This is a genomic window from Bradyrhizobium manausense (assembly GCF_001440035.1).
Taxonomy (GTDB): Bacteria; Pseudomonadota; Alphaproteobacteria; order Rhizobiales; family Xanthobacteraceae; genus Bradyrhizobium; species Bradyrhizobium manausense.
Window position 1 is genome coordinate 1 of record NZ_LJYG01000026.1, and the last position, 14,996, is coordinate 14,996.

Sequence of the window (14,996 nt, forward strand, 5' to 3'; positions counted from 1 at the left end):
CCCGCCGCGGATGGCAGGTGGTGGCGAACTCGGATGGCGTCCTCCATCCGAGCCGTGAGTGTGGTCGTGTGTCGTTGTAATCCGCGCGCCAGCATCCGAGCGCGACGCGGGCCTGGGCCAGCGAGGTGAACAACGTCTCGTTCAACAATTCATCTCGCAGCCGGCCGTTGAAGCTCTCGATGAAGGCGTTCTGCATGGGCTTGCCGGGCGCGATGTAGTGCCAAGCGACGCGGCTCTGATCGGCCCACGTCAGAATGGCGTTGCTGGTGAGTTCGGTGCCGTTGTCGCTGACCACCATCTTCGGCTTGCCGCGCTCAATCATCAGCCGGTCCAGCTCCCGCGCAACGCGGGTGCCCGAGAGCGAGGTGTCGGCCACCAGCGCCAGGCACTCGCGGGTGCAATCGTCGACCACGGTCAGAATGCGGAAGCGACGGCCGTCGGTGAGCTGATCCGACACGAAGTCGAGCGACCAACGATCGTTGAGGGCCATCGGCGCCATCATCGGTGCCCTGGTCCCGATTGCCCGCTTGCGGCCACCACGGCGGCGTACCGCGAGCCTCTCTTCCCGGTAGAGCCGGAAGAGCTTCTTGTGGTTGACCAGATAGCCCTCCCGCTTGAGCAGCACGTGCAGGCGTCGATAACCGAAGCGACGGCGCTCCTGGGCGATCGCCCTCATGCGCTGGCGAAGGTCGGCTTCGTCCGCCCGGGTCGTCTGGTATCTCATGGTCATGCGGCAGCAGCCGATGGCTTTACACGCCCGCCGTTCGCTCATCCCGTGGGCATCCACGAGATGCGCGACAGCTTTCCGCTTGGCCGCGGGCGTCACCATTTCTTTCCCAAGAGGTCCTTCAACGCCGCATTGTCCAGCATGGAGTCGGCCAGCAACCGTTTCAGCCGCGTGTTCTCGTCCTCCAGCGTCTTGGCCTTCCATTTGTAGATGCTGGCGTCGCTGACGCCATGCTTGCGGCAAAGATCGGCGACCGACACGCCGGCCTCATGTTCCTTCAAAATCCCGATGATCTGTTCTTCCGTAAAGCGGCTGCGCTTCATGCTCTGGTCCTTGTCGTGGGCCAGAACGAACTTCAAACTGGATTAAGCCCGTGGGGCAAGGTCAGCGGGCCCAAGGAATTCTTGACGTGGCTCGACGCTAAAAAACTCATTCCTCAAGGCGAGCGATATTCGCGCTTTCGGACGCTTGATCTCTCTCTGCGCATGTTTGGATCGCCGGTCACGAAAGACGCTTCAAACTTTATTTTGGGTGACGCGGGCGACCAACTCGCGTCGCTCAATCTAGCGCAGCCTGATCCGGTCTTCGTTCTCGCCAGCCAAATTCTTACCGCTGTGTCGGTTCGAAATAAGCGACCGGAGGAAGGTGATTTCTTTCGCGGCAGCGATCCCTCAGAAGGGCGCGTCAAAGCTACTATCTCATGTACCGGTATTCGACCACGCGCGGCAACATCCTGAAATCGTTCATCGTCATTCAAAAGCCGAGAGGCCAGGGGCACACTGATACTTTCAATCACTTTGTTTGGCCGCGCGAAGAAGCCAAGATAAAGAGCTTTCGCGAATGCGAGGGTTTTGTGCTTAAATTCGACAAGGCTTTTTACTTCATCGGCTACAATTACGAAGTGAAGGAGATTAAGCGGCTCTATCTGGGTGAATATCTCAAAAAGAGATCATCCTCCAAGCTCAATCCGAATGGTCTTGGCCTGATCACCACCGAATACGATAGCCGGATCGAAAAGCGCGGATAGCTCAACTCTGTCGGACCTTTTCAGCGCGGCTGTCGGGTCCGTGGGTTCGAATGGCGAATTGCCCTACCTTCCTCTCAGCGATGGCGATGATGGGCGCTAAGGACGGTGAGCGCGGCAGCTATCCCGAGATGGTCGACGCGCTCGCGCAGCATAGCGCGCAGGGAAAGACAGACGCCCATGCTCTCTATCGGCGCGCCGTCTTCAACGTGCTGATCTCGAATGTCGAGGACCACCTGCGCAACCACACTTCCTATGGCTCGGAAAGGCCGGCTGGTCGCTGTCTCCGACCTATGACCTCAATCCAGTGCCAAGCGATGAGCGTTTGAGCATGACGATTTTCGGCGAGCGGTGGCGCTGTAACCAGAACGTTTATTCACAGCTTTGATCCACCAACGGCGAGCCCTGTCGCCCATTTGGCCCCGTAGGGGTTTTTCATCTGCGCAGGCCTCGCCAAGAGGAGGACATCGTTTGGTCAGGTCGCCCACAGCAAGTTGGCCTCACCCGTGCGCGGCGCTTCTTGGCAGTAAGACTTCACCGTCCCGGACGGGGCGCCACGCCTTCTTGAGGACGTCGGGGAACATGATCGCCGGCAGACCCATCGCGTTTGGATCGATTATCCTTTGGGTAGTCGAAGAAAACATCGGTTACCTGCTCGAGCGCGGCGCGTCCGGGCTTGCCGTAGCCGACTACCGATTGAGCACAAAGTCGATTTCGACATCATTATTCGTCGAGTCCTTGCCAAACTTTCGTCCGGAATTGATCACGGCCGCAGCATGAGCGGCGGAGCCATACAGGCCGGCGACGTAGCTGAAGATTGCGCGCCGGTCGTTGCGGCACTATCGAATTGATTCTTGCTGAAATGGTCGGATAGATGTCTGATCGCGGCAGCGTAACCTTGGGGAGCGAGAGTGATGGCGAACGCCCTCGACATTTATAAGGCTTATCCGACGCGATCACAGCTCGATCTGAGAGCGGCACAGTACGTGCGCATGTCGACACAACGGCAGCAATACTCGATTCAGAATCAGGCTGCAGTGATTGCATCATACGCGCACGCCCATGGCCTGACAATTGTACGGACCTATCGCGATGAGGGAGAGAGCGGTCTTCACATCAAGAACAGGGCCGGCCTTATCCAGCTCATCAAGGATGTTCAAACAGGGGAAGTCGATTTTGGTCATATTCTGGTTTATGACGTGAGCCGCTGGGGCCGCTTTCAGAACGTTGACGAAAGCGCGTACTACGAATTCGTCTGCAAACAGGAAGGCATCAATATCGCGTATTGTGCGGAGCAATTTGATAATGATGGCAGCGTGCTCTCCAGCATCATCAAGAATATCAAGCGCGTAATGGCAGCGGAGTACAGTCGTGAGCTTTCGACCAAGGTCCACGCGGCGCAATGCCGGTTCGCTCGACTTGGCTTCAAGCTCGGAGGTCTCCCTGGCTATGCTCTTCTGCGAGAGCTTGTCGATCAGAGCCATCAGTCTCGGGGCGTGCTGAAGAAGGGGGATCAGAAGTACCTCGCGACTGATCACGTCCGACTGCGGCCTGGCATCCCCGAGGAAGTAGCCGTGGTGAGGTGGATCTTCGAGCGGTTTCTGCAAGTAAAGTCCGAAGTGATTATCGCGCGGGAGCTAAACCAGAAGGAGATACTCACGAGCACAGAAGGTCGGTGGACGCGTGCAGCTGTTAACACGGTGCTTAGAAACGAGAACTACATTGGGAACCTGACGTTTAACCGTCGATCGCGCAAGCTACGGCGGAAGGCTATCTGCAATCCTCCCGAGCTTTGGATTACCAGCGAGGGATGTATCGAACCGATCATTGAACGCGACACCTTCCTCAAAGTGAAGAAGATCATTGAGGAACGGCGTGTCGACCTCACTGAAGAGGAGATGCTTGCCCGACTACGCAAAACGCTGGTCAAGGAAGGACGTCTGAGCTCTGCTATCATCGCTAGCGCGGTAGGCCTTCCCTGCGCCTCCACCTATCAGACTCACTTCGGCAGTATGATGAACGTGTATCGGCTAATCGGCTACACTCCGAAGCGAAACTATGAATTCCTTGAGTCGCGCCCGCTGTGGGCCGAGCAAAAGGCCAAGCTCGGCTCGCAAATTGCCACGGTCATCCAAAAGGCCGGCGGCCGAACCGTCGAGGAGACGGGTTACTTGCGCGTGAATGGATCGGTCAACATCTCAATTCGAGTCGCCCTCTGGTGCGGAAGGCAAGACCGCGCGCCGTACTGGTCCATCAAGCGTGAGGCACGCTTGCCTCCCGGGTGGATTGCCGCGGCCAGGATGGCTGAGCATAACAAATCGGTGCTTGATTACGTACTGCTGCGGACTGGCCAGAAGGTAAAACGAACTATGACGTTTTCTGAAAGGGCTCGCATTCGCCGTGGAATTGCTCGGTTCGAAACGGCTAATGCTTTAGCACGAGGCATCGTCAAACAAGTAGTTGAGTCGGACCGTTCCTCCCGAGTGCCTTCCGGTAATCTATCGAGACCAAAGCAGCCCGCGGCGAAGAACCCTCATGCGCGGCGCTGATCGAACGTAAGTAAAAGACTTCCGCGAAGCAATGCTCTACAGTCTGATCAGCCTCGCCACACCACCAGCAGCACGTTCGCTTTGTCCGCGGAACTGCGATCGCGCCCGTACCGAAACTTCAGCTCCGCCATATTCGAGAAAGTAAGCAATTTGGAGAACACTCCTCTCCGCACTGCGCGCGCACAACTGTCTGCGCGGACACGCAACACCCGATTATTGCGATTGGTTGAACAGGAAATTCCCAAGCTGATGGCACGAACGACCCTAAGCTAGGAGCGCTCCTCCCGAGTATTATCTAAGCTTTTGATTCTTCTCGCTGTCCCGCGCCATCAGAGCCTCGTGTGCACCGGTCGCGCGCGGCCAGATTGCCCCTCAACCAAGTTTACCAGCCGCTCGCTGAGATCGACGTTACATAGTCGGCCGATATCCTCGCCGACATCGGACAGACGATCCAGTCCGGCTCGGTGAGTCGCAAGATGCCGCGCGGAACCATGATCGCGTTAACACCGGAGAGATTCGGCGCCCCCCCGATCTCTTTGCGCTCAAGGACGGCCGATGACGGATCCTACCGAGCAAGCCATACCTCCTAAAATAGACAACAGGTATGCTATAGTAAAAGTATGTGTTTGAATTAGCGAACACAAACAAGGAAATTGCTGGGTGAAGAATTCTAAAGTTCAGCGCGTGCCGGTAACGGCCGCGCCGCTTCGGCAACAGGTCGCAAGCAATCTGCGAACCGCAATCATCGACGGCCGTTTCCAACCCGGTGAGCGGTTGAAGGAAGGCGAGCCTGTGCGCGTGGACGGGTGTCAGCAGGACGGCGGTGCGCGAGGCTTTGCGGCAGCTTGAAGCCGAGGGCATCGTCGACAACATCCCCAATCAGGGCCCCTCTGGCTGACGAAATCGCCGCGATCGATACCGCGATCGCAGCGACGATCAAAACAACGCCGGACTTTGCCAAACGCGCCGAGATCATCCAGAGCGTACCAGGCTTTGCTGAGGGGACCGCAATGGCGCTGCTTGGAGGGCTACCGGAGCTGGGGCAGGTGAGCGACGAAGTTGCCGCCGCGTTGGTGGGCGTTGCTCCTTATGACGACGATAGCGGCAAACGTCGAGGTGAACGCTGCATCAAGGGTGGCCGCCGCTGGGTGCGGAACGCCCTCTACATGCCCTGCATCGGCGCCGCGACGCTGAACAATCCGGTGTTCAAGGCCTTCTATGAACGCCTGGTTGCCAAGGGCAAGCCGCCAAAGGTCGCGATCGTCGCCTGCATGCGCAAGCTGATCGTCATCCTCAACACCATGATCGCTCGCGGCGAGACGTGGGATCCGAAAAGATACAGGATGACCTGACGAGCGCGCCTTCTCGCGCTCGGATCTCGGCCGAGCGCATGCCAAGCCCAAAGACCGGCGTGCAGACGGGGTCAAAGCCGTCAGCCGCCGAAGGCGGGGGTGCGCCAGCACCAGCCTTGAACCCGTCTGATCGCCGGTCTACTCCCACCCCAGTTGCTCTTTATTTTGCCGGGCTGAGATCGGGCGGATTTCACACGGTTATATTTGGAGGACCGAATGGCGCGCACTACTAAAACTCGCAAGCACAGGGCAGCCGTGGAGGCTGAGCCGATCGATAACACCGGCGTTACGCAGCTTGAGAAGCCTGTCTTTGCCCAACCGCATCCGACGCCGGCCCCCGCGAAATTTGAAATCAAGCATCCATCGGATAATCCCGCTTACAAGAAAATCGATGAGTTAAACCGGGAGCACAAGATCGCTCCGCTTCCGTTTCCTGCGCCGCGCGGCCTGCCCGAACCGAAGCTCACGCTGGCCGCCGTGCTGGACACTGACGCAGGCACATTGAACAAGAAGATCGAAACCCACGGCCAGCTCGTGTTTCATGCGGCAGGCGATACCGGCAGCACGCGCGGGCCTGAATCGCAGAACCTCGTTTCGGACAAGATGGTCAACGACTTCACCGACGAAGAGAAGGAACAGCCGCTGTTCTTGTTCCATCTGGGGGATGTCATCTATAGCTTCGGCGAAGCACAATATTACTACGATCAGTTCTACGAACCGTACCGCGACTACCCCGCACCGATTCTCGCGCTCGCCGGGAATCACGACGGCATGGTAGCGCCGGGCACAAGCGCAACGAGTCTGGCGGCATTCCTTGAAAACTTCTGCGCCGAAACGTTCGAGGTAACCTCCGAGGCGGGTGGCCTTGCCCGCACGGCGCAGATCCAGCCCGGAGTGTTTTTCACCTTCGAGGCGCCTTTGATCCGCATTCTTGCGCTCTACAGCAACACCCTCGAAGATCCCGGCGTTATCGCGAGCCCGACAATCGGCACTTCGCAACTCACCTACCTTGAGACCGCGCTCAATCGTGTCAAGTCCGACAAGTTTGATGGCGCCCTCATCCTCGCACACCATCATCCTGCCTACACGGCCGGAGGCAAGCATGGCTGGAGCCAGGAGATGCTTTCCCAGATCGACGAGATTTGCAGCAAGACCGGCGTTGTCATGCAGGATCTCCGTGAATGGCTCGTTCGAGTGTCGCGGAAAGATCGCGCGAGACGGCTCTCGTGGCAATTTCAGATATTGTCCGAGAGTTGGAACGAAGCTTTCTCCGCTGCTTCACGGCGAGGAAAATTTGACTGTGCTTGTTGCGCTTTTCGGCGGCGGCGAGGAAAGGTAGCGAATGATATTCTCGGTAACGTTGTCTTGGCCGGTCCCAGACCGGGATCACCATGCCTAATGCCGCAACGCCGCTCTGTCTTGGCACCAATCACAACGTCCATATGACCATTGCCACGAATGATTGCATTGGAATTGGAATGCCGTCGCCAAATTCTCAGCTCGAAATCTATCGATCGGGCAACGGGCTTGCCCATATCGAAGTCTTGCCAGGAACCCAGGCGCTGCAGCAGGCCAGCATAAATTTTGTGACCAATGGCGGGGCAACGTGCTGGGCAGTTCGACGGACAATAGGCGTCGGGCCACTCTTCGGAAGAGGCGATGCTTATGCCGGAGCTGCCAACCAGCGGGACGATTATGGCATCGCGTCGGCTCGCTGTGGCAAAAGCATGCCCTGGATAAATTGCTTGCCTTGCAGGGTATTGAACTTGAGCCGAAGTCGAATGGTAAGCGCGAAATGGGCGTTATACGCGCTGGTGGCCGTCCGCGGTCTTCAAATCGGCATGCTTGCCGAGAAAGTCCGCGACCTCGGCCTCGACCGCCTGGGCCAACAGAGCACGCGCCCCATTGCGCAAGATTTCGGTGAGTTGATCGTCGACGTTTCCTGGCTGAATCAGCTTGATGATGTTAGCTTTGGACACGGCATATCGCTCCTTCGGTGGAGAAGTGGAGGCGTCGAGCACCCCCATGATATGCCGCCTCTCCGATTCCCGCCGTCACCAACTTTCAGCGATAGCTCCCTGCTCGTCTTGAATTTTTGGCGGAGACCTATCACCGGCGGACGTGATCAGACCCGCAGGTTTTCAGCGCTGCTCTTGCCACGCTTGGGGTCGACTTTGACTTCGTAAGAAATCTTTTGGCCTTCTGCCAAACCAGAGAGCCTAGCGCGTTCTACGGCGCTAATGTGGACAAAGATCTCGTTCCGCCGTCACCTGGAGCGATAAATCCGTACCCGTTTTGGACATTGAACAGTACCTGTTGCCATACGATCACTTCCTTTGCTGCCGCACCCAGTCCACACGCTGGTGGGTAAGGGTGCCAGAAACAGAGCAACCGGCGTGCCGGACCGAAAATGCTGATACTACAGGGATGGCGAGCATCGGGTCGACCACAATGGACGCAAAGCTGACAACCGCGTGCGACTGCCAACATTCTCAGGCTAGCTCAATCAGTTGGGGTTACTCGAAGGCAGCTCGTGGCGGGTCGGTAGGTTCTGGAACGGCATGATGCGAGCGCCGTGTGCTGCAGTTGAAAGTGCTCGACCCTATCAGCTCGCATATAACCGGCTGTCTTAGACTGGTCGCAGCAAGTTGATGCCGGTGTCGTCGTATTCATCTGTGCCAGTGCCAGGTCGATCACACAACGTCCGCAACTCGACGCCGAGCCTTTGGACCCGCACCGGCGAGGCACACCTTTCTATCTCTATTGAAGCATTCACTGCGCAAATTCTCTGGTGGCACACTCATTGCTAGTTAGGTCCCAGATCCCTGCCGGGGAGAACGCGCATTAGTACCCGTAGCAAACCCTGCAATCGCCGTTGTGGGGATCGCGAGCTATCGCTCAAGCACTGTGGAGCGTACTTGATGCTCAGCTTCCTCGATTCGTTTGGCATCGAGCCGCAGATGGCGCACGAAGCGCGGCTGCTTGGCCGCGCAGACGCGGTCCGCCAAGCCCGCGACATGATCGCTCGCGTCACCTGCGAATGTTGACCGCCGCCGACAAGAGCCAGTCGATCCAGTTGGCTACGGGCCGGCTCGATATCGCCGTGGACAAGGCGGCCTGGCCGCTGGACAGCCTTTGCGCGTTTGCGGCGCGCGAAAATCCGCGGCGGGGGTTCCTGGTCGTATCCCGCGTCTTAGGGCGCTATTTGCCCGCCACGCCGCAGATGATGCGGCAGAGCGCCCGCGATCTCGCGGCGCGGCTTCCTGACGATCTGCCGGGGCCGGTGCTCGTCGTCGGCCTGGCCGAGACCGCCGTGTGCCTTGCCCAAACGGTGCACGAGGAATTTCGCCTCGCAACGGGCCGGGTCGACATTCACTTCCTGCATTCGACGCGACAGCAACTGGATCATCCGTTGCTGTGCCGCTTCGAAGAACCGCACAGCCATGCCTCCGCGCATCTGATCTACAGGCCGGCGCTTCCGGAGCCGCGATCACTGGTATTGGTCGACGACGAGATCTCGACAGGAACGACCCTTTGCAACCTCGCCCAGGCGCTCTCCACTGCCTGGCCGCGGATCGAAGCGATGGCGGTAGCGACGCTGACCGACTGGTCGGCCGGCAAGGCGTGGCAAGCACGCATGCCCCGTCCCACGCGCATCGCGGCGCTGCTGCGCGGACGCATGGAGTGGACGCAGGAGACGACGACGGTGCTCAACAGCACGTTCGATACCGCTGCCGCTTCACTCGGGCGCATGGCGACGCATCGCAATTTCGGTCGGCTGGGACTCGACCGGCCCGTCGTGCCCGAACCCGATACCGCTGTGCCCGAGATCCTCGGCCCGCTGCGGATCATCGGAACCGGCGAGTTCACCTATCCCCCCTTCCTGCTGGCGGAACGCCTCGCAGAGGAAGGGCATGATGTCGTCGTGCAGGCGACCGGCCGAAGCCCCGCACTCCCCGGTGCCGCGATGGTGACCAAGCTCCGCTGTGCCGACAATTATGGAACGGGCGTGCCCAATTACCTCTACAATGCCGACCGGGCCGATGGACGCGCGAACTGGATCGCGCATGAGACCGGCGCGGCGACAATCGACCCCGGGCTGATTGCCGCTCTTCGTGCCGAACTGATCGGCTGGACGGCATGACGCGTGTCATCGCCCTGGTCGATCTGGACGACACACTGTTCCAGACGCTGCGCAAATGCCCGCCCGATTTGCCGGCCGACCGGTTGACGCCGCTGGGCTTCGCGCGCGACGGATCGCCGCTGAGCTATGCGACCCCGCGGCAGATGCAGTTCCTGGAATGGCTGGCCGATACGACGCATCTCGTCCCCGTCACCGCCCGCAGCCTGGACGCATTGCGGCGGGCGCGCATTCCATTCCGCGCAGCGGTGTGCGCGCATGGCGGCGTCGTGCTGGATGACAGCGGTCAGGTCGACATGGACTGGGCTGCGACGATCGCCGACCGCGCCGCGCCCTTCGCGTCGCAGCTTGCTGGCCTGGCGGAGGCGATCAGGCGCAGGGCGCGCGACCGCGGCATCGCGGTCAACGCCCGTGTGCTGGTCGAGGACGCGCTGCCGCTCTACACCGTGGCCAAGCATGAAGATGCGGATGCCGCGGCACTTTTTGCGGTGGTCGACGCTGCCGTGCCGTCCTTGCCCAAGGGCTGGACGGACCACCGCAACGGCAACAACGTGGCGCTGACGCCACCCTATCTCGGCAAGGCCCATGCGGTGGCATATATCCTACCGGGCCTCCGCGCACGCTTCCCTGATGCGCCGGTGATCGGCATCGGCGACAGCCGCACCGATGCGCCCTTCATGGGCCTTTGCGATTTCGCCATGATGCCCACCCGTTCGCAGCTGGCCGGCGGCATGTTCCATGCGGACTGAGGTCGCGCCCCCGTTCTCGGGCAGCTACGACCCGGCCGACGTCACCTTCCTGCTCAAGCCAGTGGTAATGGCCCCGACTTCCGTCGCCGAAAAGGAAGCGGCGATCCAGTCCGGCCGCCACCACTATTCGGAGATGATCGCGCCGGAGAGGGTGCCGGACGACAGCTATCTATCCCTCTATCACGCCGCGCTTGCGCGGAACAGTGCCCGCCTGGCGCAGGATGTCGCCACCCTGGCTGCGCAGCTCGCCGCGCGCAGGCCGGGGCGCGAGCTGGTAATCGTCTCGCTGGCGCGTGCGGGGACGCCGATCGGCGTCTTGCTCGCGCGGACCTTGCGGGCGCACGGACATCGCGCAGCCCATTATTCAATCAGCATTATCCGCGATCGGGGTGTCGACCGCGTCGCGCTCGCGCATATCGCCGGCCGGCACGATCCGCGCGACGCGGTGTTTGTCGATGGCTGGACCGGCAAGGGTGCGATTGCCGGCGAACTTCGCGCGGCCCTGGCCAATGCGCCATTCGGCTTCACACCGGACTTAGCCGTGATTGCTGACCCTGCAGGACAGGCAGACATCGCCGCGACGGCGGATGATTATCTGATCGCCTCGGGCTTGCTGAACGGCATCATTTCGGGCCTGGTCAGTCGCTCGATCCTCAACGCCGCGTTGGTGGGACCGGGCGATTTCCACGCCTGTGTCACCTACCCGCAATATGCCGGTGCTGATCTCTCACGTGCCTTCGTGGACACGATCGCGCCGTTGGCCGCTGCGGCGATACCGCAACCGGTAGACGGGCACGACGCCCGCCGAGCGGCGCTGAAACAGGAATGCGAGGCGATGATGCGGCAGTTGTTGGCGGAAAGCGGAACGCGTGACCGCAACCGGATCAAGCCCGGCATAGCCGAAGCGACGCGCGCCCTGCTGCGGCGGGTGCCGGAACGGCTGCTGGTTCGCGATTTCGAGGACGCCGATGTGGGGCACTTGCTCCATCTCGCCGCCGCGCATGCCATTCCGGTCGATACGCTGGGCGGGGAATCGCAGTATCGCGCGGTCGCAATTATCCGTAGCCTGGGCGACGACGCATGAGCCGGGTTTCCGCCCTCCCTTGGCGCCTCCTTGTGTATGCCCTGCACCCGCGAGGATCTGGCCGATGCGTTGCTCGGCGCCAAGCGCGTACATGGTCTCCGGTCCGCCGTGCTGTGTCTTGAGGATGCCGTGCTCGAACGGGACCTGCCGGTCGCACTCACCCGGCTTTCGGCATTCCTTCGTTCCGAGCTATCGCCAAATTTTGGTGACGGCCAGGCCCGTCAGGCGGCGGCGGTTGTGGGCTGACGGTCAGTCGGTTTGGCGATGATCTCGATCCCATCGTTGAATGTCACAGCGATAACGAGTTTTGGCAACTGGTTGTGGCCATCGAGACGACGCCAGCTTTTCTGCGCGGCCTCAAGCAGTTTGAAGACCATCGCGAGCGCCGTCCTGTTGGACAGGCAACCATTCGATCGGATCGTGCGGTGGCGCACGGTAGCGAAGGTGCTTTCAATGGGATTGGTGCGGCAGGCGAACGAATGCGTCGGCCCTGCGATTTTTGTCTGGTTTTTCACAGCCGTGTACAAAAGCTGTAAGATCCAAGACATCGCGCGCCGTGGACGCATGGCGAACTGTTTTAAAGCTAACCAGGCGGTTTAATGCGCGAGGAACGCTGGCATGGTCATTGCTCTCGCAGCAGGCAACAACGGCGCTGGCTACTCAGCGTCTGGCGCGAGAGGAATGGTCCAATATGAGCTTGGTAAGGTCATTGGAAAGGGCGGAAGTTGACGCCTTCTATACGCTCAATGAGGGGCGTCTTGCATCCGTCACGCGCGAATTTACTGAGCATTTCTCGGGACGCGTGCTGTATGCGGTGAAGGCGAATCCGCTGCCAAAAATTCTTCACACGGTCTCTCGCGCCGGAGTGGCCGGGTTCGACGTGGCGTCGCTGGCTGAAGCCCACCTTGTCCATTCCACTATTCCCGGGGCCCGTTCATGGTTCATGAATCCCGTGAAATCTCGTCGCGATATCGAACGGACGTTCCGCGATCTGGGAGTTCGCGACTATGTCTTCGATTGCGAAGCCGAGCTGCGGAAGCTCCTTGAAGTCTTGCCGTTGCATGATCCGGAAATACGAATCTACGTCCGGTTCAAGTGTAGCGCAACGTGCGCCATCATAGACTTAAACGGCAAGTTTGGTGCCTCGCCCGCCGAAGCGAGCCGTCTGCTGGATCTCGTCAACGCGCAATCGCGCTGGACCACGGGGTTGTCCTTTCACCCAGGTTCCCAAACGATCGTTGTCGATCCCTATCTGCATGGCATTCGGGCGGCCGTCGACATTATAGAAGCTGCTTCTCCGGCCCCCACAGCGCTCGATATCGGTGGCGGCTTTCCCGGCCATTATCTGAACTTCCCCTATCACTCTCCCTTGCGCATGCTCTCCGAGATCACGAAACTGGTGCGCCGAACGGATGCACTAAAGCGTGTTGAACTGTTGTGTGAGCCCGGACGAGCACTGGTTCACGATAGCATCTCTTTGTTTTGCCGCGTGATCTTAAGAAAAGGCGAGGCGCTCTACTGCGGCGCGGGCATCTACAGCGGGCTCTCACCTGCCCGACAATGTTTTCTGCTCCCCGCCCGCGCTTGGCGTGGGGGACAGCCGATCCAGACTGAGGAGTGGCAGGACTTCATCATCTTTGGCCCAACTTGCGACAGCATGGACAGGCTTGGATTCTCGTATTCACTGCCACGCGATTTGAGCGAAGGCGATTGGATTGAATTCCAGAATGTGGGCGCCTATACGGATATGGCGCGATTCAACGGGTTTTCGGTTGATAAGATCGTGGCTATTGGACAGGATGAACTTACCATGTTGCCCGCCGCCATTCAGTAGTTGTTCATGAACATACTAGGGACGAGGCGCGCCTTGGCATCGATCGCGAGCGTCTTGATGGTGCCGGTATAGGTGCCATCGTTGGTGCGGGTGAACGAACCGATCTGGGACATGGTGGATCTCCTGTGCTGTGTTCAAGCCCGCGACCATCGCGGCCTTGATGGCGATCTCTGAGCGCCGCAACGACTGACCCGCAGCCTCTTGGCCCCCGGCGTCAGCGGAGGATGGCGGGCTGAGCGATCTTGCTGCCTCGCGAGGAATGCCGCCGCTTCGCGGCAGGGGGAAGAAAATCGCGAACAAGCCATTGCGGGTAAAGGTCGGCGAGCGCAGCGAGCGTATTGTGGCGCGTGATCCGCCAGAAAAAGGCGGGTATGGACGCAGGCCAAACGGCACGTCCGGAAAACCGCCCGGCTCCAGGCGGACACCCATGACACGAATGCGCCGGCACAACCGCTGACTGAGGTTCAGAACAGCAACCACCTCGGCCATAGTCCAGCCTCCACATGCAGGAGGCGACATGCCAACAGGTGTTTATGTCCGTAAGAACGTAAGAACGCGGTCTGGGACCGATTGAAGGCGGGAATGGCCGCAGACCACGCGGCCGACTTTGCTCAATGGCTCCGTGGGTGCCGATATACGCCACTTACCATCGTCGAGAGGATGCGGCTGCTTGCAAGTTGGAAGCACTGGGCGCCCGGGGAAGGTTACACGCTTCCTGCGATCCGTGAGGCGCACGCCTCCTCGGTCGCCTTGATCGAAGCGGGACATCGGCCGCGCTTCCGCGGCGACCTCAACAAGGACGCGGTCGATTCGAGGATTCGAGTGCGCCAAGCTGTTCATCGCCTACCTCGAGGATCAAGGTGTGATGACGCGATTGCCAACCAAATCGGCGGAGTCTCAGCCTGTCTCGTTTGCTGTCGGCGCTACTCCCCCCTTTCCTGGTGCCTAGTCGTGATGGTGATGGATTGGCCTATCATCTTCTTCAGCCAGACTCGCCGGCTCTATCACGAAGTCGATCGCTATCGTACCGGCCTTCTCGAATTCCAGCGTTCCTTTGACCATCTCTCCCTCTTTAAGTGCGCCGTGTAGTCCCTCAAACAGGATCCGCGCCCCATTGGGCTGAAGACGAACAAAACCACCGGGCTCGATTGAGAAGCCCTGATCTTGCGCGGCAAACCTCGCTGGCCGAGCGCCTGCAACGGCTTTCTGCAAGATTCCTTTCTTGCCGGAAAGTGATGCCCCGAGCAACCGATCTGGCTTCGCGCCTCTGTTCTGGATTTCAACCACGTAGGCTGTCGTTGCGGCGTGGGTCATATCCTTGGCCGCGACCCAAGGATGTTGGATCAGGAGTGCTCCGCTCTCCAACTCATGACTGGCGGCGGCACTGCTGACCAAGGCCAGGATGGCAACAACACGGATCAACGGAAGCAACGCCGTTGCACTTGCCATCAACGTCGCAGGTTTCCAACGCATCATGGGCCTCCTCTGTTCGCGTTTGCGCTTGCCCCCCATGTTCGGAGAAGGCGATCAGGAACC

At 59.9% G+C, this 14,996-nt stretch carries 14 protein-coding genes and 6 pseudogenes; 14 read left to right on the forward strand and 6 right to left on the reverse strand.

The window, feature by feature from the left end:
- Positions 1–1,050: pseudogene (locus AOQ71_RS04975) on the reverse strand (IS3 family transposase); the annotation flags it as partial.
- Between the two features lie 15 nt (positions 1,051–1,065).
- Between AOQ71_RS04975 and AOQ71_RS44805 the strand changes: the two are divergent.
- From AOQ71_RS44805 to AOQ71_RS05005, 8 genes and pseudogenes are all read left to right on the forward strand, one after another.
- Positions 1,066–1,464: a hypothetical protein gene (locus AOQ71_RS44805; RefSeq protein WP_157083385.1), complete on the forward strand. Its 399-nt coding sequence runs from the start codon at positions 1,066–1,068 to the stop codon at positions 1,462–1,464.
- Entirely contained in the window at positions 1,428–1,754 is a 327-nt protein-coding gene (locus tag AOQ71_RS04985) for a hypothetical protein (protein ID WP_057742670.1), read from the forward strand. Before AOQ71_RS44805 ends, AOQ71_RS04985 begins: the two co-directional genes overlap by 37 nt.
- Positions 1,755–1,822: 68 nt before the next feature.
- Positions 1,823–2,070: pseudogene (locus AOQ71_RS04990) on the forward strand (HipA domain-containing protein); the annotation flags it as partial.
- A gap of 263 nt (positions 2,071–2,333) precedes the next feature.
- Complete coding sequence (locus tag AOQ71_RS45855; protein ID WP_162268320.1) at positions 2,334–2,531, forward strand: hypothetical protein; 198 nt, start codon at positions 2,334–2,336, stop codon at positions 2,529–2,531.
- 134 nt (positions 2,532–2,665) lie between these two features.
- Entirely contained in the window at positions 2,666–4,300 is a 1,635-nt protein-coding gene (locus AOQ71_RS04995; RefSeq protein WP_063958189.1) for a recombinase family protein, read from the forward strand.
- Positions 4,301–5,123: 823 nt separating this feature from the next.
- On the forward strand, positions 5,124–5,198 hold the full coding sequence (locus AOQ71_RS50160) for a hypothetical protein (protein WP_430648607.1): 75 nt from the start codon (positions 5,124–5,126) through the stop codon (positions 5,196–5,198).
- Between the two features lie 76 nt (positions 5,199–5,274).
- Complete coding sequence (locus AOQ71_RS05000; protein ID WP_430648608.1) at positions 5,275–5,652, forward strand: transposase; 378 nt, start codon at positions 5,275–5,277, stop codon at positions 5,650–5,652.
- Between the two features lie 216 nt (positions 5,653–5,868).
- A complete protein-coding gene (locus AOQ71_RS05005) occupies positions 5,869–7,098 on the forward strand; it encodes a metallophosphoesterase family protein (protein ID WP_083513949.1) in 1,230 nt (409 codons plus the stop codon).
- 359 nt (positions 7,099–7,457) lie between these two features.
- On the opposite strand, the pseudogene AOQ71_RS42620 reads toward AOQ71_RS05005, so the two are convergent.
- Together AOQ71_RS42620 and AOQ71_RS44815 are read right to left on the reverse strand one after the other, a co-directional pair.
- Positions 7,458–7,631 (reverse strand): annotated as a pseudogene (locus AOQ71_RS42620) (IS256 family transposase); the annotation flags it as partial.
- A 146-nt stretch (positions 7,632–7,777) separates the two neighbouring features.
- Positions 7,778–7,980 (reverse strand): annotated as a pseudogene (locus AOQ71_RS44815) (cold-shock protein).
- Between the two features lie 593 nt (positions 7,981–8,573).
- On the opposite strand from AOQ71_RS44815, the gene AOQ71_RS49620 reads away from it, so the two are divergent.
- The 5 genes and pseudogenes from AOQ71_RS49620 to AOQ71_RS50165 all read left to right on the forward strand — a co-directional run.
- Positions 8,574–8,699 carry a hypothetical protein gene (locus AOQ71_RS49620; protein ID WP_283809572.1) on the forward strand — a complete coding sequence of 42 codons (126 nt, stop codon included), beginning with the start codon at positions 8,574–8,576 and terminating at the stop codon, positions 8,697–8,699.
- Complete coding sequence (locus AOQ71_RS05015; RefSeq protein WP_057742678.1) at positions 8,693–9,796, forward strand: phosphoribosyltransferase domain-containing protein; 1,104 nt, start codon at positions 8,693–8,695, stop codon at positions 9,794–9,796. Before AOQ71_RS49620 ends, AOQ71_RS05015 begins: the two co-directional genes overlap by 7 nt.
- A complete protein-coding gene (locus tag AOQ71_RS05020) occupies positions 9,793–10,542 on the forward strand; it encodes an HAD family hydrolase (RefSeq protein ID WP_057742681.1) in 750 nt (249 codons plus the stop codon). Before AOQ71_RS05015 ends, AOQ71_RS05020 begins: the two co-directional genes overlap by 4 nt.
- Positions 10,532–11,626 carry a cysteine protease StiP domain-containing protein gene (locus AOQ71_RS05025; RefSeq protein WP_057742684.1) on the forward strand — a complete coding sequence of 365 codons (1,095 nt, stop codon included), beginning with the start codon at positions 10,532–10,534 and terminating at the stop codon, positions 11,624–11,626. Before AOQ71_RS05020 ends, AOQ71_RS05025 begins: the two co-directional genes overlap by 11 nt.
- Positions 11,627–11,653: 27 nt before the next feature.
- A pseudogene (locus tag AOQ71_RS50165) lies at positions 11,654–11,872 on the forward strand (HpcH/HpaI aldolase/citrate lyase family protein); the annotation flags it as partial.
- Here the strand turns inward: AOQ71_RS50165 and AOQ71_RS05035 are convergent.
- Positions 11,848–12,090, reverse strand: a pseudogene (locus AOQ71_RS05035) (IS256 family transposase); the annotation flags it as partial. The pseudogenes AOQ71_RS50165 and AOQ71_RS05035 overlap by 25 nt on opposite strands.
- Positions 12,091–12,251: 161 nt before the next feature.
- On the opposite strand from AOQ71_RS05035, the gene AOQ71_RS05040 reads away from it, so the two are divergent.
- Positions 12,252–13,460 (forward strand): type III PLP-dependent enzyme domain-containing protein, encoded by a 1,209-nt coding sequence (locus tag AOQ71_RS05040; protein ID WP_157083386.1) that lies wholly within the window; start codon positions 12,252–12,254, stop codon positions 13,458–13,460.
- Here the strand turns inward: AOQ71_RS05040 and AOQ71_RS42630 are convergent.
- Both AOQ71_RS42630 and AOQ71_RS05045 read right to left on the reverse strand, forming a co-directional pair.
- On the reverse strand, positions 13,454–13,573 hold the full coding sequence (locus tag AOQ71_RS42630; protein WP_245316720.1) for a DUF736 family protein: 120 nt from the start codon (positions 13,571–13,573) through the stop codon (positions 13,454–13,456). The two genes, AOQ71_RS05040 and AOQ71_RS42630, sit on opposite strands and share 7 nt — an antisense overlap.
- A gap of 832 nt (positions 13,574–14,405) precedes the next feature.
- Positions 14,406–14,936 (reverse strand): copper chaperone PCu(A)C, encoded by a 531-nt coding sequence (locus AOQ71_RS05045; protein ID WP_162268321.1) that lies wholly within the window; start codon positions 14,934–14,936, stop codon positions 14,406–14,408.
- Positions 14,937–14,996: the final 60 nt, after the last annotated feature.